At 52.7% G+C, this 20,135-nt stretch carries 14 protein-coding genes, 4 pseudogenes and 1 riboswitch; of the genes and pseudogenes, 7 read left to right on the top strand and 11 right to left on the bottom strand.

Annotation, left to right across the window (positions count from 1 at the left end; translation table 11 throughout):
- Positions 1–74: 74 nt before the first annotated feature.
- Genes ACVBDQ_RS03745 through ACVBDQ_RS03755 form a run of 3 tightly spaced genes read right to left on the bottom strand, consistent with a single transcriptional unit; the run spans position 75 to position 3,825 of the window.
- Positions 75–1,187: a GerAB/ArcD/ProY family transporter gene (locus ACVBDQ_RS03745; protein ID WP_014195298.1), complete on the bottom strand. Its 1,113-nt coding sequence runs from the start codon at positions 1,185–1,187 to the stop codon at positions 75–77.
- Positions 1,188–1,213: 26 nt separating this feature from the next.
- Positions 1,214–2,299 carry a Ger(x)C family spore germination protein gene (locus ACVBDQ_RS03750; RefSeq protein WP_021322459.1) on the bottom strand — a complete coding sequence of 362 codons (1,086 nt, stop codon included), beginning with the start codon at positions 2,297–2,299 and terminating at the stop codon, positions 1,214–1,216.
- A gap of 11 nt (positions 2,300–2,310) precedes the next feature.
- Positions 2,311–3,825, bottom strand: coding sequence for a spore germination protein (locus tag ACVBDQ_RS03755; protein WP_014195296.1), 1,515 nt, complete (start codon positions 3,823–3,825; stop codon positions 2,311–2,313).
- Between the two features lie 140 nt (positions 3,826–3,965).
- Here ACVBDQ_RS03755 and ACVBDQ_RS03760 point away from each other — a divergent pair, with 140 nt between their 5' ends.
- On the top strand, positions 3,966–5,576 hold the full coding sequence (locus tag ACVBDQ_RS03760; protein ID WP_014195295.1) for a methyl-accepting chemotaxis protein: 1,611 nt from the start codon (positions 3,966–3,968) through the stop codon (positions 5,574–5,576).
- A 59-nt stretch (positions 5,577–5,635) separates the two neighbouring features.
- On the opposite strand, the gene ACVBDQ_RS03765 is transcribed toward ACVBDQ_RS03760, so the two are convergent.
- Both ACVBDQ_RS03765 and ACVBDQ_RS03770 read right to left on the bottom strand, forming a co-directional pair.
- Positions 5,636–6,676, bottom strand: coding sequence for a YkvI family membrane protein (locus ACVBDQ_RS03765; RefSeq protein WP_014195294.1), 1,041 nt, complete (start codon positions 6,674–6,676; stop codon positions 5,636–5,638).
- A 107-nt stretch (positions 6,677–6,783) separates the two neighbouring features.
- Complete coding sequence (locus ACVBDQ_RS03770; RefSeq protein ID WP_025039183.1) at positions 6,784–7,530, bottom strand: FixH family protein; 747 nt, start codon at positions 7,528–7,530, stop codon at positions 6,784–6,786.
- Positions 7,531–7,797: 267 nt separating this feature from the next.
- Between ACVBDQ_RS03770 and ACVBDQ_RS03775 the strand changes: the two genes are divergently transcribed.
- The 3 genes from ACVBDQ_RS03775 to hepT all read left to right on the top strand — a co-directional run bounded on the left by ACVBDQ_RS03775 (position 7,798) and on the right by hepT (position 11,027).
- Positions 7,798–9,930 carry an ATP-dependent Clp protease ATP-binding subunit gene (locus tag ACVBDQ_RS03775; RefSeq protein WP_014195292.1) on the top strand — a complete coding sequence of 711 codons (2,133 nt, stop codon included), beginning with the start codon at positions 7,798–7,800 and terminating at the stop codon, positions 9,928–9,930.
- Positions 9,931–10,210: 280 nt separating this feature from the next.
- Positions 10,211–10,618, top strand: a complete 408-nt coding sequence (gene mntA / locus ACVBDQ_RS03780; protein ID WP_014195291.1) for a type VII toxin-antitoxin system MntA family adenylyltransferase antitoxin — start codon at positions 10,211–10,213, stop codon at positions 10,616–10,618.
- Positions 10,608–11,027: a type VII toxin-antitoxin system HepT family RNase toxin gene (gene hepT / locus ACVBDQ_RS03785; protein WP_014195290.1), complete on the top strand. Its 420-nt coding sequence runs from the start codon at positions 10,608–10,610 to the stop codon at positions 11,025–11,027. The genes mntA and hepT overlap by 11 nt, the downstream gene beginning before the upstream one ends.
- Positions 11,028–11,054: 27 nt before the next feature.
- Here the strand turns inward: hepT and ACVBDQ_RS03790 are convergent, their stop codons facing one another.
- The 6 genes and pseudogenes from ACVBDQ_RS03790 to ACVBDQ_RS03815 form a co-directional block, all read right to left on the bottom strand.
- A complete protein-coding gene (locus ACVBDQ_RS03790; protein ID WP_014195289.1) occupies positions 11,055–11,708 on the bottom strand; it encodes a TetR/AcrR family transcriptional regulator in 654 nt (217 codons plus the stop codon).
- Between the two features lie 11 nt (positions 11,709–11,719).
- A pseudogene (locus ACVBDQ_RS03795) lies at positions 11,720–12,190 on the bottom strand (ABC transporter permease); the annotation flags it as partial.
- Positions 12,190–12,369: pseudogene (locus tag ACVBDQ_RS03800) on the bottom strand (ATP-binding cassette domain-containing protein); the annotation flags it as partial. The pseudogenes ACVBDQ_RS03800 and ACVBDQ_RS03795, both read right to left, overlap by 1 nt.
- A gap of 24 nt (positions 12,370–12,393) precedes the next feature.
- Complete coding sequence (locus ACVBDQ_RS03805; protein WP_014195286.1) at positions 12,394–13,599, bottom strand: YhgE/Pip domain-containing protein; 1,206 nt, start codon at positions 13,597–13,599, stop codon at positions 12,394–12,396.
- Positions 13,600–13,736: 137 nt separating this feature from the next.
- Positions 13,737–14,252: a GNAT family N-acetyltransferase gene (locus ACVBDQ_RS03810; RefSeq protein WP_014195285.1), complete on the bottom strand. Its 516-nt coding sequence runs from the start codon at positions 14,250–14,252 to the stop codon at positions 13,737–13,739.
- A 220-nt stretch (positions 14,253–14,472) separates the two neighbouring features.
- Complete coding sequence (locus tag ACVBDQ_RS03815) at positions 14,473–16,167, bottom strand: M3 family oligoendopeptidase (protein WP_021321685.1); 1,695 nt, start codon at positions 16,165–16,167, stop codon at positions 14,473–14,475.
- 299 nt (positions 16,168–16,466) lie between these two features.
- Here ACVBDQ_RS03815 and ACVBDQ_RS03820 point away from each other — a divergent pair.
- The 3 genes and pseudogenes from ACVBDQ_RS03820 to ACVBDQ_RS03830 all read left to right on the top strand — a co-directional run.
- Positions 16,467–16,718 (top strand): annotated as a pseudogene (locus ACVBDQ_RS03820) (transposase); the annotation flags it as partial.
- A 288-nt stretch (positions 16,719–17,006) separates the two neighbouring features.
- Positions 17,007–17,187: riboswitch (Lysine riboswitch) on the top strand.
- Positions 17,188–17,263: 76 nt separating this feature from the next.
- Complete coding sequence (locus ACVBDQ_RS03825; protein ID WP_014195281.1) at positions 17,264–18,688, top strand: amino acid permease; 1,425 nt, start codon at positions 17,264–17,266, stop codon at positions 18,686–18,688.
- 122 nt (positions 18,689–18,810) lie between these two features.
- Positions 18,811–20,013, top strand: a pseudogene (locus tag ACVBDQ_RS03830) (S9 family peptidase); the annotation flags it as partial.
- Positions 20,014–20,135: the final 122 nt, after the last annotated feature.

A 20,135-nucleotide genomic window follows, 5' to 3' on the forward strand; every position in this document is an offset into this window, starting at 1 on the left:
TTTTGCTAGAAACCTCTCCCGTACAAGCGTACGGAATTGTGATTCTTCTGTTTTCTTTATTTACTATACCATACTTATGGCTTTTGTTGTAGCGCCTTTTTCACTTTTTCCGCCATCCATACGTACACATACAGGAGCGGAACATACACCGCGACAAGATAAAACCCTGCCTTCGCTGTCCATTGCATCAACTGCTCAATGTCTGTCTTCTCTTGGAAAAACAGCGTCCCGACAAACAAGCAAGCGAGCAACACTGGAAGCGAACGGCGCTGCTGAACAGCAAACAGCTGTTTGATCACGCGCGTCGCCGCCCAAATAGAGACCGCGATGATCGGTAACACAACGAGCACATAAATCGAGATGACAATATACTCCATCCGCTCGATAAACGGCACTTCCGGAATTTTGGCCAGCGTCAGCGTCGGCCATGTAATATGCTGGATTTGCTCTTTGTTATAAAACACGATGGAAATGAGGATCAAAACAAAATAAATGAACATCGTAAACGCGTTGGCCGCATGCGCCCACTTTTGCGAGGACGGAGCCTGTTTTAAAAACGGGTAATACATAAGCAGCATTTCAAACCCTAAATATTGCAGCACCATCTCTTTCGATGCTTTTGCCAATTGCCCAAACGAATGGTCGAACACCGGCAATAAGTTCCGGTATTGAGCATACTCAAGCGGAAAGAAAACCATCGGAAAAATCGTCAACAGCGGAATCACCACCCCCCAAACGCATAAGCCGACAACGACGCGAAACCCGCCGGAGACGGCGTAATACGTCATCAGCAAAAACATAAGGCTGAACTGCCACACCCCAATCAACGGGAACACCCATACTTTAATGATTTCAATGTATGATTGAAGCACCATAAACGCCGCCAACGCGTAGTAAAAAAGAAGTCCAAGGCTCAGCACCCCGCCGATCCACCGCCCGAAGTACTGTTCATGAAGCGACACGAGGTCTCCGCCTGATGGCAAATGCGACAGCAGCCGATACATGAGCCAAATCAACACGTGCGCCGACAGCCCGGCCATTAAGACTGCCATCCAGGCATCCTGCCCCGCCTCTTTCATCAGAGGACGCTGAAAATTGAGTGCCCCGACCCCAACTTGCGTAGCGTGAATGACAAAAAACACAAGAAACGGGGAGATGAGAAACCGTTCCTGAATGGCCTGCTTCATCCTAATCCCTCCTCATGTTCCCCGTCTTATTCGCCAATGCCGGTATGGACGATATCCACCGTGACGTGCGGGCGGATGTCTAGATCCGGGTATTCGCGGTAAAACGCGTCGGAATCCCAATGTCTTGTCACGCTGCGAACAAAATCGCCAATGCCGAGCGGGTCAATCCGTTTTTTCTGAAAATAGTGGAATAACCGGCGCATATTATGCTCCAATTCGTTTTGCATCTTTTTCTTCACATCAGCAAACAAATCACCTCCCGGCTGATCGAGCCATGACGGGTAATCCCTCACCGACGCATGGATATGGACGAACACGTCAAGCACATGGCGTCTTCCATCACGCTTCCATTCATATTTCGGCTTCGCCCATAAGTTTTGCAGCATCACCCGATCCTCCCCCTGTTTTCCGCGATTCCCAACCTTCAGCTGGTAGACGCCGTTTTTCGTTTCCCCGAGCAAAATTTTCATTAAAAACGAATCACGCAAACTTACATGCCCGACATATTGGTCATCGCGAAACAACGCGACCCCTTCAAGCTTGACGAAATCTCCTTTTTTCTCAAAATACGGCAAAAAAGGGTCGCTCCCCGGGGAAAAATAGCGATACAAAAACAAGTGCAAATTCGTTTTCGGCAAGTTCATCGACTGCTCGTTCTGCTCCACAAGATTCGGCAAATACAACGTATCGCTCAGCGTCGTTTTCGCCGTGATTTTCAGCAGCTCCTTCGCGCTTTCTTCCGCCACGCCAAGCAGCAAATGGCTGCCGACTTTGTTGTTGCGCGCGAGGCTGTGCGTAATTTGCGTCACCCCCCGCCGAGCAAACTCCTTGCCGAACAAAATCAAGCGCAGCTGCCCTTCCTCAACCGGCAGCGCGGATTTCGATGACAGGCGCGGAATCAAGTCGTAGACCGTCGGCGACGTCGTCGTCAGCATATTCGGCTTTGTCATCGGCCCTTGCTTGAACGTCGGGTACACCGCAGTGCCCGTGTAGCGGCCGTTCTCGAAATCATACCCCATCTGTTGAATAATTTGAATTTCGTCAATCGGCCGCGAACTGACGCAGCCGCCAAGCAACAGCAGCGCACCGACCCATGCGAGCCCACGCCTCATCATGATCCCCCTTACTCATCAATATCGCGTTTTTGCTTCGCCGCATTCGGATCGTAACGAAACCGCGACCGCGGACGAAGAAACATCGGCCGCTCCGCCGTTTCACTGTATGGCGAACGAATGAATGTATCGCGGAAGCTGCGAACACGAAATGGATAAAACGGCAGCAAATACGGATAACCAAACGACTGCAGCCGCCCTAAATGAATGAGCAGTCCACAGACAGCAAAGATGATGCCGATCCCGCCCCAACATGCAGCAAACAAAATAAACGGAAACCGAATGAACCGAATCGTGTTGGACATTTTGAAAATCGGCGTTGTAAACGAAGCGAGCGCCGCCAACGCGACGACAATCAACAAAATCGTACTCGTCAGCCCGGCATCAACGGTTGCTTGCCCGATGACAATCCCACCGACAATTCCGAGCGTTTGTGCGACTTTCGTCGGCAGCCGCGCCCCGGCCTCGCGCAACAGCTCAATCGTAATTTCCAAAAACAGCACCTCGAGCATCGGCGGAAATGGCACGTTCGAGCGGGAATAAATGATCGGGCCGAGCAAGTCTTCGGGAATCATTTCATAATGATACGTCAGCACCGCCACATAAATCGGCGACGCTAACACCGAGAACGCAACGCCGAAAAACCGGATGAGCCGGAAAAACGTGGCGAGCACCCATGGCAAATAATAGTCTTCCGGCGACGTAAAAAAATCGAAAAGAGCGGCGGGGCCAATCACGGCATACGGGGAGCCGTCGCAAAAAATGGCCACCTGCCCCGACACAAGCGCATAAATGGCCCGGTCGATCCGCTCGGTCGAGATAAAAAGAGGAAACGGTGTCCGCGAATTGTCCGCGAGCAGCTGATCCAAAATAGCGTTGTCAAACACGACGTCAAAATGAATGGACTCAAGCCGCTGCGTCACCGTTTGAATGACTTCCGGATTAACGACACCGTCGATGTAGGCGATGATCACTTTCGTTTTCGACATCGAACCGATCGACATTTCCCGAAACACAAGATTTGGCGTCACCACTTGCCGGCGGATGAGATGCAAGTTGACGCCGACATTTTCCACAAATCCGACTTTGGGCCCAACGACGCTGAATTCGTTTTCCGAATCATTGTTTTCCCGAAGCCCCAAATTTTCAGCCGCGGCGCCCATGAGCGCCGCTTTGTTCGGTTGCTCGCGGAATGTAACAGCGACAAACCCTTTCAGCACCTTCTCTTCAATCAGCGCCGTGTCTTCGCTCACTTCAATGCGCTGAATCGGCACGATTTGCTGCAAGTCTTCCAATCGGACGTTCGGATGCTGGGGAATGTCGTTTTGCAAATGGCAAAAAATCCGCTCTTGCAGCACTTGCGGATCAACGAGCGAATCGAAATAGTAAATCGACAGCTCCTTGCCTCCGACAACAAACGACACTTCGACAAAATCGCTCGATTGCCGAAGCTTTTCCCAAAGTTGCGAAAGATTCCTCTGTGCGGGGCGCTTTTTCTTTTTCTTCCAAAACGAGAACCAACCCACGATGATCCCCTCGCCTTTCCGTTTACGGCATAGTCTTCCAATCGATCGATATTTTTATGCATCCCCCTTTCATCCTATTGATTCGACAAAATCTTCTATATATTATTGAAAATAGACAAATAAAAAAAGGAGAATCGTCTATGAACAAATTGACGAAACGGCGCCGGGCAAAACAGGCGTTAAAAAAAGTAACAGCAACGGCGGAAGCACTGCGGCGGTCCATCGACCGAACGCGCCCGCTTGAAGAGCAGCTCGACCGCATCCGCGCCTTGTTGGATGAACAGCTTGGCCATGATGAATATTTTGTTCTTGTCGATGAAAACGGATACGGACTCGTTCATACGAACCGCCTCCGCGAGGGAAGGGTGTTTGCCGACCCGGTCGGGCTGGCTGCCGCCCGCACGAACGAGCCGCTCTTGCAAGTGTACGAACGCGATACAGGCGAAGTGTTGATTGACGCCAGCTGCCCGCTTTGGACGGAGCCGGGCGGAAGGCGGATCAATTTGCGGATGGGGCGGCTCATGCACCGTCCGTATTTGCAATGGGCGTTAGCAAGCATCGCCATCGCGCCCGCAGCCGTTGGGCTGGCCGCTTCCATCGCAGGGGCGCCGCCCGTTTTGGCCGCGCTGTGCGCCGCTGCGGTTGGGCTTGGGCTTGGCGCCGCCTGGCATCGGGCCATTGCCGCCCAGCTTCGCCATTGGTACAGCGTCACCCGCACTGTCTCCTCGGGTCAATTGCGGACAGAAGTGAAAACGACGGGAAAACGGGATGAATTTCATCAAATCGCCTACGAAATCAACAAAATGATTCTCGGCATCCGCACGATCATCAATGAGCTTGGCAAAGCGGCCAAAACGGTGCATGATGTCAGCCATGAGCAACAAATGGAAATGCGCCGCCTCTCTGAATCGTTTGACGAAATCGCCGCTGCTGTTGAAACGTTCCGCGAAGGGGCGAAACAACAAACGACCGCTGTCGAACAAGCGGGTGACGTCATCGGGCAGATGGTGGAACGCGTGCAACTCATGCGGGCCGCCGTTGAACGCGTCGTACGGCAAGCGGGCGACGCTTGGTCGTCAGCAGCAGAAGGCATCCGCCTCATTGAGGAAACGAAAACAAACATGGACGCGATGCAGCGCGGCATCGGCGAAATGACTGCCCTCATCGACAAAGCAGCCAATGAAGCAGCGCGCGTTCATGAGATGATCGCCGCCATTCGCACGATCGCCAAACAAACGAACTTGCTCGCCCTAAACGCCTCGATCGAAGCGGCGCGGGCCGGTGAAGCGGGCCGCGGTTTTTCGATCGTCGCCGAAGAAGTCCGAAAGCTCGCTGAAGATACAAACGCGTTCGCCGCTGAAATTTTTGCTTCGCTCGACGCCATGACGAACGCGCTCAAAGAAACGGTGCAAGCTGTACAAGGAAGCGGCCTCCGCGTTGAAACAACGAAAGACTCTCTTTGGAAAACAGGGGAAACGTTCACATCGTTTCAAGGCATGTTCGCCCAACTGAACGACTTGCTTCAGCAAAACGAAGCGTATGTTAACGCCATCACCGCCGATGGCGAGCAGCTCGGCGGACTGATGGAAGACGTACGCACCGTCGCCGCCGATTTTTCAAATATGGTGCAAGAAACGGCGGCGGGGCTTGAGCAACAGACGCTCGCCCTTCACCAGTTGGCGCGGGAAGCCGACACGTTGGCTGCAGCAGCGCGCGATTTAGAAAAAATGATCGCCCGCTTCCACTCATAACGAAACGAAGCCCTTTCGTCCCCCTTCACCAAAAAACTTTGGGGAACGAAAGGGCTCATTTACCGGCGCGGCAGCTGCCGGCGCCAAAGAAGCCACAACAGCACAAGACTCATATAACCAAACAGCGGATAGATGAATGACAGCAGCTCCCCGTAATGAAACGGGCTGACCGCCGCAAACAGCAAAACGAGCAGCACGCCCAGCCATTTCCCGCCAAGCGGCGCCCAAACGCGCACTTGGCGTGCAAGTCCAAACATGCCGCCGATGACCGATGTAAAAATTTCTCCGTAAATGACGACGACATAAAGCCAATACAACACAGTAAAAAACGTATGAACGACTTCGGCCATTGGAATATCATAATCGTCCTTGTGTGGAAACGACAGCAGCACCATATGGTTCAACAGCAGCAAAACCGTCAACACCATTCCGCCTAACATCGCTCCGCGCCTCACCGCTCGCTCATCGGTCGCTTCGCGGGCGATGGGGACAAGCACCGCTTGGGCCATCGCCAAGTTAAAGGCCGCATAGGAAAACGGGGACAACATCGCCTTGAGGGAATAGTCCACCGCAGCCATGTCCGGACGGCACAAATCGCCAGCCACGATTGTTTTCACAAAGGCGATGGCGCTGAACAGCACCATCATCGGCGCGACAAACACGTTGACGCCAAACAGCCCTTTGCGGTCAAACAACATGACAAGAAGCGCCAACCCGAGCGTCAGCGCGACGCCTGCCTGCCGTGTCCAGCCGAGCTGCTCTTCAAACACGGCACCCGCCCCGGCGATCATCACCGCCGTCACCCCCGCGATCATCGCCGTCATCACAAGCGTCACAAACGGACTCAACATTCTTCCGAACAAATAGCGATTCAATTCATCATAGGACGCGGCTCCAATGCGGCGCGCCATCACCATTAGGCGCGCGCCGCCCCATGTGAACAAAACGCCGCTGACCGCCACCCCGATCGTCCCAGCCATTCCGTAGCGGGTAAAAAATTCAATAATTTCCCTGCCAGTCGCAAATCCCGCTCCAATCACCGTGCCGACGTAAACAGCGGCGATTTGCCATGCTTCCGACCATTCCGCTTTCTTCTTCACTGACTGCCCTCTCCTTCTCCTTGTCCGTTGCTTTACTTCCATATATATGTCCGCAGCGGACAAGAAAGACGAGTAGAAAAAAAGGATGCCTCCCTCGGCATCCTTCGTTACTGAACCGTCACTTGTTCGACTTGATGTTCGTGCAGCCCGCCGCTTCCTTCGACGTGCACTTTCACCGAATACGTTCCTTTGTTGGCAAACGTGGCCATTGCTTCGTATTCGCCGTTTCCTTTTTCATCTGCATCCACAAATTCATGCTTATTGTCCGCCTGCCAAATCTCAAAGCGAACGGTGGCGTTCGTAAACGGCTTCCCATCTTTGGTGAGGTGAACGGTCAATGCCGCCGGTTTTCCGGCTTCGAACGAACGGGACGACAGCGAAATGGCGACGGCGCCATGATGATTTTCTTCAGCACTGCCTTGGGAATTTTCGCGCGCACCGTCGGCCGTCGCCGCCTGTTCCGGGTTGCCGGCGACAATATCTTTTTTCGGCATGTTATGCATATCGCGCGCCGTCACATGGGCGACGACCGAATATGTTCCCGCTTGGGTAAATGTTTTTTCCACCGAGTAGCGGCCATCGCCGTCATGCTTCGCTTCAAGCATTTCCCGCTCGCTGCTTCCGTGTTTCCATACTTCAAACTTGACTTCGCTCGCATCGTCCACTTTTTCACCGCCGTACGTCACGACGCAGGCGAGCTTGGTCGGTTTGTTCAAATCGATGTGATCCGGAACATCCATTTTCACTTCAAGCACGGCCGGCGTCTCGGCTTGCTTGTTGTGATTTGTACAAGCAGCCATGATCATCATCCCCAAAAGTACAACAGCAAACGCGAAACCAACATGTCTTCTCATCTTCACCTTTCTCCTTTTTCCTTCAAATTCATGATCATCGTCAGCACCAAAGACGGAGTCTTTTCCGCCTCTTTTTCTGTTTTTCACTTTATCATAGCTTTGCCGCACCTACATTAGTATTCACCATTTTTTCAAAAACATTTCATCGTTATCACAATTTTTTTGTACAAAACACTTGAAAGTCAAAAAAGGTCAAAGTATAATAAAGTCAGAAAGTCAAAGAAAGTCAAAGTCAAATCCCGAATAAGAGAAAAGGGGGTATGTCTCATGCTATGCCAAGCATGCCAACAACGTGAAGCAACAGTGTTTGTCAACTTGCAATGGAACGGGGAAAAACAACAACTTCACCTGTGCCATGAATGCTATGAAAAGCAAAAACAACAACTGTCCATTCCGATGAACTTCGGCTTTTCACCGTTTTCCTTTGATGACTTCTTTACTAGCCCGTTCACAGCCGCCAACGCCGGAATGAGCGCGCCGAAAACGATGGCGAAGCGCCCGCAAAGCCATGGCGGTGGATTTTTGGATCAATTCGGCCGCAACTTGACGCAAATGGCGAAAGCGGGCTTGATCGATCCGGTCATCGGCCGCGACAAAGAAATCGCCCGCGTGATCGAAATTTTAAACCGCCGCAACAAAAACAACCCGGTGTTGATCGGGGAGCCGGGTGTCGGGAAAACAGCCATCGTTGAAGGGCTCGCGCTGAAAATCGCCGAAGGGCAAGTGCCAGAAAAACTGTTGAACAAAGAAGTGTACTTGCTTGACGTCGCTTCGCTTGTTGCCAACACCGGCATCCGCGGCCAGTTTGAAGAGCGGATGAAACGGCTCATCGCCGAATTGCAAGAGCGGAAAAACATCATCTTGTTCATTGACGAAATCCACCTGCTCGTCGGCGCTGGCGCCGCTGAAGGCTCGATGGACGCCGGCAATATTTTAAAACCGGCGCTCGCCCGCGGGGAACTGCAAGTCGTTGGGGCGACGACACTCAAAGAATACCGGCAAATTGAAAAAGACGCGGCTCTTGAGCGCCGCTTCCAACCGGTCATCGTCCACGAGCCGACCGTTGAGGAAGCGATCGCCATCTTAAAAGGCATTCAGCCAAAATATGAACAATTCCATCATGTCCGCTATACGGACGAGGCGATCGAAGCGTGCGTGAAATTGTCGCACCGCTACATTCAAGACCGCTTCCTCCCGGACAAGGCGATCGACTTGTTGGATGAGGCCGGCTCGAAAGCGAACTTGCGCCTCGGCCCGACCGATGAAAAGCAACTGCAAGAGCGATTGATCCAAATCGCGAAAGAAAAAGAACAAGCGGCGAAAGAGGAAAACTATGAACTGGCGGCGAAACTGCGCGCTGAAGAGCTGAAGCTTGAGAAACAACTCGAGCAAGGCGTCACCCAAGAACGCCCAACAGTCGATGTGGCGGACATCGAGCAAATCATTGCCGAGAAAACCGGCATCCCGGTCGGCAAACTGCAAGCCGATGAAAAAGAAAAAATGAAACATCTCGAAGAAAACTTGGCGAAAAAAGTGATCGGCCAAGCGGAAGCGGTGAAAAAAGTCGCCAAGGCGATCCGCCGCAGCCGCGCCGGCTTGAAAGCGAAACACCGCCCGATCGGTTCGTTCTTGTTTGTCGGCCCGACCGGCGTCGGGAAAACGGAGCTCGCCAAAACGCTCGCTGAAGAGCTGTTTGGCACAAAAGACGCCATGATTCGCCTCGATATGAGCGAATACATGGAGAAACATTCGGTCTCGAAGCTGATCGGTTCGCCGCCGGGCTATGTCGGCTTTGAAGAAGCCGGCCAGCTGACAGAAAAAGTGCGCCGCAATCCGTACAGCATCATCTTGCTCGACGAGATTGAAAAAGCGCACCCGGATGTACAGCACATCTTCCTGCAAATTTTGGAAGACGGCCGCTTAACCGACAGCCAAGGCCGCACCGTCAGCTTCAAAGACACCGTCATCATCGCGACAAGCAACGCCGGTGTGACCGACAAAAAAATCACCGTCGGCTTTGAAAAAGAGGGCAACAGACAAACAAGCGTCCTTGACTCGCTCAGTGCCTACTTCAAGCCGGAATTTTTGAACCGCTTCGACGCCATCATCGAGTTTAAGCCGCTCGAAAAAGCGCACTTGCTTGAGATCGTCGACCTGATGCTCGCCGATGTCAAAGCGGCGATGCGCGAACAAGGCATTGAACTCGAGGTGACCGAAGCGGCGAAAGAAAAACTGGCCGAACTCGGCTACCATCCGGCCTTCGGCGCCCGCCCGCTCCGCCGCGTCATCCAAGAGCAAGTCGAAGACAACATCGCCGACTGCCTGCTTGACGCGGATCAATCGGTGCGTGCGATCCGTATCGATGTCAAGGACAATGCCATTGTGGCGGAAATCGCCTAATTGTGGCTTAACGACCAACGCGCACACCTATATCATCCATCACCCGAATGACTCGAACATCGCCCCATCCCGTTTTCGGGGTGAGGAAGTGTTTTAGGGAAGAGCAGCAAAAAGAGCCGCCCCGAAGTTTGTATGTAAGGAGGAAATGAATCAATCAGCCCCTGCTTCTTTCGCTCAGAGGGATTGGCGCATCATCGCCATCCCTTTTTCTTTTTCCATCTTTTCGCCAAGAACAATAAGATTTTGCTATAATGAAGAAAAACGCAAGGGGGCATCGCGATTGCCAAACGAAATGGAGACGATCATCATTCAGACGCTCCGCCCGGCTCTTCACCCGTTCGTCATCTACCTGTTCGGTTCAGCCGCCCGTGGGACGCTGCGCCCAGACAGCGATGTCGACATCGCCTTTGTCAGCGACGGCGAACCGCATGATCCGTATGAGCTGTTTCGGCTCGCCGGGGAGTTGGCTGACAAGTTAGGGCGAGATGTCGATCTTGTCGATTTGCGCCAAGCCAGCACCGTGTTTCAAGCGCAAGTCGTCTCGACGGGAAAAGCCATTGATTGCCGCGACGAGCGGAAACGGGCTGAGTTCGAAATGAAAACATTGAAAATGTATGTGAAACTAAACGAAGAGAGAGCACCGGTGTTAAAACAAATTACGGAAAGCGGGAGCATATATGAAAAGTGATGTCATTTTAAACAAGATCAGCGTGATCGAACGCTGCCTGAAACGAATTCGTGAAGAATATAACGGCGATCCAAAAAATTTACAAAATTACACAAAACAAGATTCGATCGTTCTGAATTTACAGCGGGCGTGCGAGGCATGCATCGATTTGGCCATGCATATTGTGGCCGAGCAGAAATTCGGATTGCCGCAGCATAGCCGCGATGCATTCGCTCTCCTCGAAGAACATGGGGTCATCTCCCCTTCCATAAGCAAAAAGATGAAGGCGATGGTCGGATTCCGCAACATCGCCGTTCACGACTATCAACAACTGAACCTTGGCATCTTGCAAGCCATCGTCGAACACCATCTTGATGATTTCAAACAATTTACGAAAGCCATCCTCGATTATGCTAAGAAAAACAGCTAGGCCGGCTTCAGTGCGGAAGCCGGCCGGTTAGCGCCGCAGACCGTTCATCAACACGTGAATCGTCCGCTCCATCTCCGCCTCATCGTCCCAATGGTGGTCAGGCAAAAGGAGAAAGCGGGCGGCCAAAAAGCCGGCGAGCGATGTGATCGTCAGGCGGATGACGGAATCGACCGGCAGCTCGGCCAACTCACCTTTTTCTTGAAAATGGCGGACAATGCGGGCGAATTTTGGATACACGTGCTCGGTAAACACGCGTTGAAAGCACTGTTTAATCTCGGAATGAAAGGCAACCTCCTGCCAAAGCACGCGAATCGCTGGCAAATACTTTTTCACAAAGGCGTAGCGATTGGAAAACACCGCGCGCAAAAACTGTTCGTACGTCTCATATTCGTTGTCAAACACTTCACGGACAAACTCTTTCGCCAAAAACGGGGCGACGGACTGAAACAATGTCGGCGTGACGATCGCCAACAATAAGTCTTTTTTCGTCTTATAGTGGCGGAAGATCGTGCCTTCCGCCACCCCGGCCTTTTTGGCGATTTCACTCGTGGAAGTCGCCGCATAGCCTTTTTCGGCAAACATTTCCACTGCGGCTTCCAAAATTTTCAGCTGCTTTTCACTGAACTGCTCTTCCTTGCCGCCGATTTGCAGCAGCTCTTGAATCCATGGATGCTCACTCATGACTCTACTCCTTACAGCTTGCGGTATTTTTTCAGCGCTACTACATTTAATAGCATAAACAGCAACGTAAAGCCAAGCAGCACGTACACATCCACGGCGATGGCGCCAAAGCCCTCTCCCCGCACCATAATATCGCGCAGCGCATCCGCCCCGTAGGTGAGCGGCATGATGACGCTCAGCGAGCGAAGCCATTCTTCCATCGTGTCAAGATTGAACAAGCCGGAGAAAAACACTTGCGGCACGACGACAAGCGGGATAAACTGCACCATTTGCAGCTCGTTGTTGGCGAACGCCGACAGCAGCATCCCAAGCGCCAGCGCTGTCATCGCCAGCAAAAACGTAATGAGCAGCACATACCAAAACGAACCTTCCATCATCATGTCCAACACATCAATGGCAAACCATGAAATTAAGCTCGCTTGAATCGTGGTAAACAATCCGAACCCGATCATGTAGCCAACGCCCATTTCCCAGCGCCGAATTCACTCGCTTGATCAATGCCGGCGATCATGCGCACCAACGTCGTCTTGCCCGCCCCCGACGGGCCGAGCAGGCCGAATATTTCCCCCGTCTGGACTTCCAACGACACATCGTCGATGACTACTTTTTTTCCAAACCGCTTGGAAACACGCTCGACTTGAATAGGTGGATGAGTGCGCATTGTTCATTCCCCCTTTACACCTCATCATGACGTCACCAGTTTGCCGGATTCCTCCGATTCCTGAACCATACGTTTCTTGAATGCCGAAACGATGACGAGAACAACCCCGACAAACGCCAGCCAACATAAGACGGAAACGGGTTCGTTCCATTGAAATGTCGGATCAAAGAAAAAGAGTTCCCGAAGCCCCTCGACCATGAAGCGCTGCGGCAGCCATGAATAAACCCAATCGCGGTAAAATGATGTCATCAATTCCGGCGCCATGGGAAGCAGTGGAGCGCCGAAGAACAAAAGAAGAATAAAAATCAGGATCCCTTTTAACCCAATCCAAGCGAACACGGCGCTTTCAATGGCAAAAAAGCTAAAAAAGGCAAGGGAAACAAACAGCGCCATATCTATAAATGAAGGGATATGAAATCCGATCGCATCCGCCATCCCGATAAGTCCAAATCCTGCGATCAGCGCCAGCAGCAGCCCAACAACCGTTTTCATCACCTGTGCAGCTAGCTTCTCGCGTCGATGGGCAAACGCGCGTCGATCCATCGCTAAATGTAGCAGCGCCGCTGCAGCGAGGCTTGCCATCCAAATCGGCTGAACGAACGAAACAGGCGCATTGCCGTTGGCGCTGTGTGTGCCGACCGCGTGAATGACGGCCGTCTCTTTCTCAACAGGCGAGGCGAGAAGAGCAGCCTGTTCAACCGTCACCATTCCCCCTTTTTTAGACATCGCTTGCAACAATTGTTGGCGCACGTTGGCATTGATATGGTCCGCCGCTTGATTCAAGATTTGCTGCACGATGGCAGACGCTGCGGCATTCATTCCTTGATTGACGACGATTTTCACTTTTGGGGCAGAAGGACGGGGCGTCTGCAGGGACGCTACTTTCTTGCTGAAATCTTTTGGAATGATGAGAGCGCCATAATAGTGTTGCTTATCCATTCCTTTTTTCGCTTTGTTCTCGCTGTCAACTTGCATCCAATCAATTGGGGGTTGATCCTTTCCAGCTGCATTCGATTTCGCCATGTTTTGGATGGCTTGTTCAATGTTCTTCCCCATGTTGATCGGGGGCTGATTCGGCAATTGCACCCCTTCGTCCTCGTTGACAAACGCAACGGGAAGCTTTTGCGGCTTCGGATGCACGGTTGGAACAAGAACAAGAGAGAAAATCAATACTACAATGGCCACCATGACAGGCGACAAGGCCACCCACTTACTTCTCAAAATGCTCATGCACCTTTCCTCCTTCTTGAAATAAAATAGTGAGTAATCACTCACAAAAAGTATAAAACAGGACAAACGTGTTTTTAAAGTGAGTAATCACTCGCAAAACAAATTTTTTGAGCTGCCGAACTGTCGGCAGCCCCTTCCTAGTTCATCGTTTGAATGTCTTGCCAGCCGTAGCACCACTCCGATAACACTGTTCCGCCGATTTCCACCCTTTCCTCGGCCAGTTTTTCACCGCCAAGCCGTTCGTAAAAACCGCGCGACGGATTGGCGGCAAGCACCCAGACGACGAGCGAATGAATGCCTTTTTGCGCCAAGTCGCGGGCCAAGGCTTGCACAAGCCGCCGTCCCCATCCTTTTCCTTGGGCCTCTTTGAGCAAATACACCGCGTACAGCTCCCCGTCATACTTCGCTATCGGACCGTCGGATGCTCGATTTCGTCCGCCGGAGACGAATCCAACGACGCGTCCGTTTTCCTCGGCGACAAACACGGAATGGTCCGATTGGCTGAGCACCTTCTCCCATAACGTTTGTTTTTCTCCCACTGCCAACGTCTCCAAGTACGCGTCCGGCACGATGCCGCTGTACGTCGTCTTCCAACTTTCGACGTGGACCGAAGCGATGGCCAGTGCGTCGACCCATGTGGCTTTACGGATCATCGTTTTCCCCCTTTTCCCCAGTTTGATAGAAGTTTTCAAATTGAACGCTCTCCCACCTACGCTTGAGCTTTGAGGTGAGAGATTGTTGGAAACACCCGCCCCACAGCAGGCTGTCAACCAAGCCATCCCCGCCCAACACGTGGAAGTGGGGGTCTTCTCGGCGCGAGATGATAAAGAAAAGCAGGGCGGTGCTGTTCCCGCCCGCCTTCTTTGCTTCTTTTTACAAGGCTTTGTCATCGACGCTGTCCAACCACCGCTCGATATGGCCGACGACCGAAGCGACCGCCCCGTCAGCAAACGGCGACTTTAGGTTGGCGCTTTTGACGAGCTCAGTAAACGGCCGGCTGCCGCCCAATCGGCAAAGCGCCACATAGTCGCGCCAGGCTGATTCCCGGTCTTCCTGCGCCCGCTTCCAAAACTGGAACGCGCACACTTGCGCCAATGTATAATCAATGTAATAAAACGGATCGGTGTAAATATGCCCTTGCCGCTGCCAAAACCCGCCGCGCTCAAGGTAGTCATGGCCGGCATAGTCTCTTGTCGGCAAATACGCTTTTTCGATGCTGCGCCAGACACTCTTCCGCTCCGCTGGCGTCATATCCGGGTTCTCGTAGACCGCGTGCTGAAATTCATCGACCGCCACGCCGTACGGCAAAAACAAGAGCGCGTCGCTCAAATGGGCGAACCGGTATTTGTCGGCGTCGTCGGCGAAAAACAGCTCCATCCACGGCCAGGTGAAAAACTCCATGCTCATCGAATGGATTTCACACGCCTCAAGCGTCGGCCAGTTGTATTCCGGAATGTCGTAATGACGGCTTTCATACACTTGGAACGCATGTCCGGCTTCATGGGTCAATACGTCAATGTCGCCGGATGTGCCGGTAAAGTTCGAGAAAATAAACGGCGCCTTGTAATCATCGATATACGTGCAATAGCCGCCGCCCGCCTTCCCTTTTTTGGCGACGAGGTCCATCAATTCGTGTTCGACCATATAGCGGAAAAACTCGCCGGTTTCCGGCGACAGCTCTTCATACATGCGCCGGCCGTTGTCAACAATCCAAGCGGCGTCCCCTTTTGGCGCCGGGTTGCCGGTTGGAAACATAAACGGTTCGTCGTAATAGTAGAGCTTCTCGACCTTGATGCGCTGCCGCTGGCGCTCGCGCAGCTTGGACGCGAGCGGGACGATGTGCGTTTTTACCTGCTGGCGATAGCCTGCAACCATGTCGGCATTGTAATCGGTCCGTCCTAAACGGGCATAGCCGAGCTCAACAAAGTTTTGGAACCCAAGCTTCCGGGCGATCGCTGTGCGGACGTGGACGAGCTCATCATACAGCTCATCGAGCTCTTTTTCGTGGTCCGTGAAAAACGAAAACCGCGCTTCGCTCGCCCGTTGGCGCATCGTGCGGTCCGGCGACTCGACAAACGGCTGCAGCTGGGCGAGCGTCCGCTCCTCTCCTTCAAACATGATTTTCGCCGATGCAATGAGCTTCGTATATTCGCTGGCCAGCTTGTTTTCTTTTTGCAAGTCTTCGACAACCGCCGGCGCGTATGTTTTCAGTTGCGTTTCCGCCAACGCAAACAGCTGTTTTCCCCACACTTGTTCCAATTCAGCGCGGAACGGCGAGGAAACAAGCGCGCGGTAATAATCGTTGACGAGCCCCTTGACGACCGGCTCGGTTTCATCGAAAAAGTCCTGTTCTTGTTTATAAAATTCATCGTTTGTATCAATCGTATGGCGGATGTGGCAAAGGTTCGCCATCGTGCTGTAGCGGCGGCGCAGTGCATTGATCCGCTTCATCGCCTCGTGCTGCAAGGCGGCGCTCCCGGCACGGCGGAACGAATCAAGCGCTTCTTGAAACGATGCTTGCAATTGAGCGATGTCCGGCCGCTCGTAACGAAATTCGGAAAACTTCATGCTCTGTCCCTTCTTTCCTTTCATTTTTACATTTTTTCATCACTCAGCCGACCTACTGTTTATTCGCCATGAATCCTCAAAATCCTTCTCGATTTCCTATTCTCTGGGTTCATCACCACAAATTATACTAATCATTTCACTCATATTTCGCAACCTTTGCATAATATATAAAAAACCACCCATATATGCGCATAAAAAGGCTCTTCACCAAAATTTTGCGCTTTCTCTTTTCCATCGGTCCATCAGGCGCGTTGGAAATCTTTATCTGAGAGAGCGTGCAAACGTTCCGAAAGAATGTGCAAAATCTGGAACAATTGGAGGCTTGGATTCATCGTTATTCGTTTTGTTCTTGTTCAGTTGTGCGAGCCATCGCAAAATCACTCGTCAAACGAACAGACGAAATCATATCATGCATTTTATCGTCTTATTCGAATGGGAAAATGGAGGAAACGAATAACAAGATTAAGCGGATCAAACGTCGGGGATACGGATACAGAAATATCCAACGTTTTGCATTTCGGGTTCGGTTAGAAACAGCTAACATACTTTAATGGCTAGTGCAAGTACATCTTTTAGTTTTTAGTGATGAACCATTCTCTGAACAAATTTCCATTTTATTTCCTCATAGAAAAAGAAGGCAACTATCATGATCTTGATCTTCGCAACCATTTCTATTTTTCAAAAACAAATCATATTCCCATTCGCGCCCTCTTCCCCCTAGAAATAGCGGCCATGGATTGGGAATCTCGTCCCATCTTCTGTATTTCCCAAAAACATATTGACGATTTTTGTCGAATCAGGTAAGATAGTGTCGGCAACCATATACCCCCTCTCCACTTCAATGGGATAGAGGTTGCGGTGAACAAAAGTAGCGCTGCCGAGGCTCGGAGCGGTCCATGACGCAGCGGGAAAGGGTTCACCGCCGAAGTTTGCGGCGCGCTCCGGCGGCGCAAGCTGGGCCTGCGGCCGAACAGGCGCAGGACTGCCATCGCCCTTGGGCGATGGAGCGCTATCGCCATTCAGTTGGATGCGAATCGATCATGCACCCGCTGAAAAGGCGCGGGTGCTTTCTTTTTTCGAAAGGAGCGTTTTGACCTTGGATCAGCAACGAAAACTTGGCATTTGGGTGTTAACCGCGCTTGTCGTGGGCAATATGGTCGGATCCGGCATTTTTATGCTGCCGCGCTCGTTGGCGGAGGCGGCGAGCCCCATCGGCGTCATGTTCGCCTGGCTGCTGACCGGAGCCGGTGTCCTCATGACGGCGCTTGTGTTTGGCAACTTGGCAATCCGCAAGCCCGACTTAGGCGGCGGTCCGCAAATTTACGCGAAGGAGCTGTTTCCGAAAGGTTCGAACTTGTCGATTTTATCCGGCTTTATGTCATCATGGGGCTACTGGGTCGGCAACTTTGCCGGCAACGTCGCGATCATTACAACATTTGCAAGCTACTTGTCGACGTTTTTCCCGGTGCTGACAAGCGGCCAAACGGTGTTCACCGCCGGGTCGTTCACCTTGAAGCTTGGGAACTTGTTGACGTTTCTCGTCTGCACGGCGCTCCTTTGGGGGATGCATATCATCATTTTGCGCGGTGTAGAAGGCGCTGGCAAGCTGAATTTTGTCGCCACCGCGGCCAAAGTGCTTGGCTTTTTCCTATTTATCGTCATCGCCTTGTTTGCCTTTGACAAAGCGGTCATCGGCCCGCTTGATGCCCCTCGCTATGACGGGAACGGACAGCCGATCGGTTTGCTTGGACAAATCAACAACGCCGCTTTATCGACACTCTGGGCGTTTGTCGGCGTTGAATCGGCGATGGTGTTCGCTTCCCGCGCGCGCAAACAAGCGGACGTAAAACGGGCGACGATCGCCGGCCTGCTCATCGCCTTAGCCATTTACATCGGCATCAGCTTTTTGGTGATGGGCGTCTTGCCGCAACGCGAACTGATTCAATCGGAAAAACCGCTCGTGGACGCCATCAATGCCATCGTCGGACCGGCGGGCGGCTACGTGTTGGCTGGCCTTGGGCTGATCAGCTTGCTTGGCTCGACGCTCGGCTGGATCTTGTTGAGCGCCGAAGTGCCGTACCAGGCGGCGAAACAAGGGATGTTTTTGCCGGTTTTTTTGAAGGAAAACAGAAAAGGGGCACCGAGCTTCTCGCTCACATTGTCAAACGCGCTGGCGCAATTGTTCATTTTCTCGACCATTTCCAACTCGATGGCAACAGCGTTTGACTTCGTCATTTACATCGCCACGCTCGCTTATCTCGTTCCATATTTGATTGCTTCCGTCTTCCAGCTGAAGCTCACGCTCACGGGGGAAACGTATGCGGCAGGACGGGAGCGGCTCGCTGACGGCATCGTTGCGGCGCTGGCAACATTGTATTCCGTCTGGGTCGTCATCGCCGGGACGGCGGATATGAAAACGTTCCTGCTGGGCGTTGCCTTGCTGGCAAGCGGCGTGATCTTCTACCCGCAGGTGAAAAAGGCAGCGCAGCAGGCAAATGAAAAACAAAAACTGTCGGCATAGCTAAAAAACGGACGCCTATCGTTTGGGCGTTCGTTTTTTTCTGTTTTGGGGCAGGATCTTTTCTTTCGTAAGACGAAATATACAAGATGGTTCCATTTTTGAAGGAAAGAGAGGTCTTGCTGATGAACAACAACGAGCACCTGACGAAACGCCGCGGCATGACGGCGGAAGATTTGCTTCGCCTCCGCTCGGTGCGCGACCCGCACTACGCGCCGGACGGAACGCGCGTCGTGTTTGTGGAAAAATCGATCGACGAAGAAAACCAATACCGCTCCCATCTATCTATGTGGACGGAAGACGGCGCCGTCCGTCCATGGACGTTCGGGCGCTGTCGCGACACGAAGCCGCGCTTTTCCCCGGACGGCGAAACGATCGCCTTTTTGTCTGACCGCTCGGGGCGTGTGCAGCTTTGGCTGCTGCCTGCCAATGGCGGCGAAGCGCGCCAGCTGACGTTTTTCAAAAACGGCGTGCGCGATTACGTCTGGTCGCCGGATGGAACGTTTCTCATCGCCCTAACGACGCTTGGCGATGATGAAACGATTGAAGACCGCGAAGAACCGGAAAAGGCAGAAGTGAAGCGAACCGACCTGAAACCGCGCGTTGTCGAGCGGCTGTATTACAAATCGGATGCGGCTGGTTTTCTTGACGGCAAACGGGCGGTGCTCGCGCGCATCGATGTGCTGTCAGGAAAAATCGAAGCGTTGACGGGCCGCGAGGAAGAAATCGGTTCGTTTGCCGTTTCGCCAAACGGACGGACGCTCGCCTTTGTCGCCAACCGAAACGAGGATCCGGACACCACCTTTACCCGCGACATCATTTTGCTCGATCTCGAGAAAAAAACAGAAACGAACTTGACGAACGGCTGCGGCGCGTTCGCTTCACTCGCCTGGTCGCCGGACGGAATGAAGCTCGCGGCCATCGGCCATGATTTGGCTTATCTTGGGGCGACGCTTCACCAGCTTTACGTCTTTGAGCCGGAACGTGGAACGAAGCGGGTGTTGACCGCCGACTGGGACGTCCATCTCGGTGACGCCATGGTCGGCGACATGCACGCTGATGCGAAAGGCCCGGGCCCGATTTGGGCGAGCGACGGAAGCGGCCTGTATGTCACCGCCTCAGAGCGCGGACGCGTCAACGCATATTTCGTCTCGCTCGCCGGCCCGATCGTTCCAGTGGTCGAAGGAGATTTTCATCTATACGGATTCACCGTCCATCCGAATGGACGGCAAGCCGTCGCCGCCATCAGCTCGCCTACGTCCGTTGGCGATTTATATGCGGTCTCGCTTGCCGATGGAACGAAAACACGGCTTACGCGTGCCAGTCAACTACCCCCACTTAGCTAACGCTTGAAGTGGGGGCTTGCAACTCCCCAGAAGTACAAGCGGACTTCGTCCTCCTTCCTTGACTTGGGGTTGCATCAGGGCAGGTTGACAACTACCCAACGACG

The sequence above is a fragment of the Geobacillus sp. CCR genome (genome assembly GCF_052906625.1).

Bases quoted from the DNA above. Each gene is read 5' to 3' on its own strand.
- ACVBDQ_RS03745 (WP_014195298.1), bottom strand. From the start codon at position 1,187: ATGAAGCAGGCCATTCAGGAACGGTTTCTCATCTCCCCGTTTCTTGTG.
- ACVBDQ_RS03750 (WP_021322459.1), bottom strand. From the start codon at position 2,299: ATGAGGCGTGGGCTCGCATGGGTCGGTGCGCTGCTGTTGCTTGGCGGC.
- ACVBDQ_RS03760 (WP_014195295.1), top strand. From the start codon at position 3,966: ATGAACAAATTGACGAAACGGCGCCGGGCAAAACAGGCGTTAAAAAAA.
- ACVBDQ_RS03770 (WP_025039183.1), bottom strand. From the start codon at position 7,530: ATGAGAAGACATGTTGGTTTCGCGTTTGCTGTTGTACTTTTGGGGATG.
- ACVBDQ_RS03775 (WP_014195292.1), top strand. From the start codon at position 7,798: ATGCTATGCCAAGCATGCCAACAACGTGAAGCAACAGTGTTTGTCAAC.
- hepT (WP_014195290.1), top strand. From the start codon at position 10,608: ATGAAAAGTGATGTCATTTTAAACAAGATCAGCGTGATCGAACGCTGC.
- ACVBDQ_RS03790 (WP_014195289.1), bottom strand. From the start codon at position 11,708: ATGAGTGAGCATCCATGGATTCAAGAGCTGCTGCAAATCGGCGGCAAG.
- ACVBDQ_RS03805 (WP_014195286.1), bottom strand. From the start codon at position 13,599: ATGAGCATTTTGAGAAGTAAGTGGGTGGCCTTGTCGCCTGTCATGGTG.
- ACVBDQ_RS03810 (WP_014195285.1), bottom strand. From the start codon at position 14,252: ATGATCCGTAAAGCCACATGGGTCGACGCACTGGCCATCGCTTCGGTC.
- ACVBDQ_RS03815 (WP_021321685.1), bottom strand. From the start codon at position 16,167: ATGAAGTTTTCCGAATTTCGTTACGAGCGGCCGGACATCGCTCAATTG.